Origin of the sequence: Aeromonas cavernicola (genome assembly GCF_002795305.1) — a bacterium.
GTDB lineage: Bacteria > Pseudomonadota > Gammaproteobacteria > Enterobacterales > Aeromonadaceae > Aeromonas > Aeromonas cavernicola.
The window spans coordinates 1-1993 of record NZ_PGGC01000049.1 but is presented as its reverse complement, the minus strand read 5'-3'; the positions used below and the strand labels follow the sequence as shown (position 1 = coordinate 1993).

Annotated in this window: 1 protein-coding gene and 2 pseudogenes; all 3 read right to left on the bottom strand. The window is 57.8% G+C overall.

The genetic code is table 11. The annotated features are described in order from the left end of the window. Positions 1-166 (bottom strand): annotated as a pseudogene (locus CUC53_RS05775) (DDE-type integrase/transposase/recombinase); the annotation flags it as partial. Positions 167-204: 38 nt separating this feature from the next. Further along, a protein-coding gene (locus tag CUC53_RS05770) for an IS3 family transposase (protein ID WP_100293271.1) occupies positions 205-1757 on the bottom strand; the annotation gives its coding sequence in 2 pieces (ribosomal slippage) (positions 205-1304 and positions 1304-1757; 1554 coding nt in all). A 72-nt stretch (positions 1758-1829) separates the two neighbouring features. Next, positions 1830-1993, bottom strand: a pseudogene (locus CUC53_RS05765) (Tn3 family transposase); the annotation flags it as partial.

The following is a 1993-nucleotide window of genomic DNA, read 5'->3' as shown; positions in this document are numbered from 1 at the left end:
TTCTGTTAAACCGCTCTATGTACGCGTTCTGCTGGGGATTGCCAGGTTGGATATATCCCAAAGTGATCTCCTGTTTCGCCGCCCACTCCTTGAGCTCTTCGCTGATATATTCCGGCCCATTATCACACCGGATCATCGTCGGTTTGCCACGCCATTCGATCACCTGCGGTGTTTTTCAAGGTAGTTGTCGCGTAAACCGGTTTTTTAGGCCGCGAGTTTTTGTGCTTGCTCCGGGCGCTCCGGATTGAGCATCACCGTCCCCACCGGCGTCCAGTTTCGGGTTTGGCCCCGCCATCTTGCCGGGTTTGCCTCTCTAGCTGCCTGATACACATCATGACGTCTGGCTAACAGCGCCTTGTCTTCCCCGCGATGTCGCTCTCCCGGCGTGACAAAACCGATGCGGCTATGCCTGTGCTCTTCGTTATACCAGGCCATAAATCCTTGTACCCATTCCCTTGCCGCATCCCGGCTGGCAAAGCCCTCTGCAGGCCACTGTGGGCAATACTTCAGGGTGCGAAACAGCGACTCCGAGTACGGATTATCATTGCTGACCCGTGGCCGACCCCGCGAGGGCGTTATCCCAAGCTCAACCATCTTGCTCAGCAGTGTGTAGGACTTCATCGGTGCCCCATTGTCCGAGTGCAAGACCAGCGGCTGCCGCCAGCACTGCTCACGCAGCGCCGTGCGCTGCAGGAGTTCTGCTGCCAGCTCACCACTCTCTTGCTCATGGACCTCCCAGCCCACGCCCTTGCGGCTGTAGATGTCCTCTATCAGATAGAGGTAGTAGTACTTACCCCGGACCGGTGACGGAAGATAGGTGATGTCCCATGACCACACCTGGTTGGGCCCACTGGCACTATGGCTGGTTGGAGCCTGTACCTTACGTGGTGCCTGGCAGCGGCCTCGTCTGTGTAGCTGCCCGGCATCGCGCAAGATACGGTAGAAGCTGGACTCGCTCGCCAGATAGCATCCCCGGTCAGCCAATCTCGGCACTATTTGACTCGGCGGCAGGGAGGCAAATTCCGGACTATGGCACACTGCCAATATCGCCTGCCGCTCTTCTGGCGTCAGAGCGTGCGCCGGTATCGGGCGAACCGCTCCGGGGCGGCCATCCGCTTTCACAGCCAGCCCTTCGGTCCAGCGCTGAAGGGTGCGCAGACTCAGCCCCAGTACCTCTGCCGCCTGTCGCTTGCGCGCCCCAGCTACGAGCGCCTCATGCCACCACTCAACGTATTGCTGCCGTACTGGCAACGAGGTCAGCTCTCCTCGTCGACGTTGCCCCAGTAGGCATTGAGCTTTTTTTGCAATATCAGCAGGGCTGCTGCTTCAGCGAGCGCCTTCTCTTTACGGCGAAGCTCCCGCTCCAGCTCGCGGATACGTTTCTTGTCTGCTTTAGCTTGCACGTTATCCATCTGTTGCTGGGCTTTGGCATTGTGCTGGCCCTGGACACACGCCGCCCGCCATGCCTGGATTTGCTCGATATAGAGTCCTCGGCGACGACAATACTCGGCCAGCTCTGCTTCAGAGAGGGTGGCAGTCTCCAACACGGTGGCAAACTTGGCACCGGGGGACCATTCATCGGTTTTTTTATTGTGTCCGGGCACGCAGGCTCCTGTGGCGTTGGCTTGTTTGAGCCAACTATACAGGACGGTCTTGCTGACGCCCTCCTGGCGAGCAAGCTCAGCGACAGACATGTTGATAGGAGGCAACAGCTTCTTGAGCAGTGCGGATTTATGTTCATCAGAATAGCGAGTCATCGAACCCTTCTTCCGCCCCCGGTCTTCCATTTAGCGTGATCTGTTTAGGCGACAACTATCCTGACACCGGGGGGGATTCAGGCCAGTTTGTTGCTCTAGCAGACCTTCCAGTACAAAGATGGAATCACGCAATGTGCCAGGGACGACGATGCCATGAAAGCCGGAGAACTGATCCGAGACAAAGTTGTACCAGGTAATGCCACGACTGGAGCCAAAGTATTTCCGGTTCGGCCCGG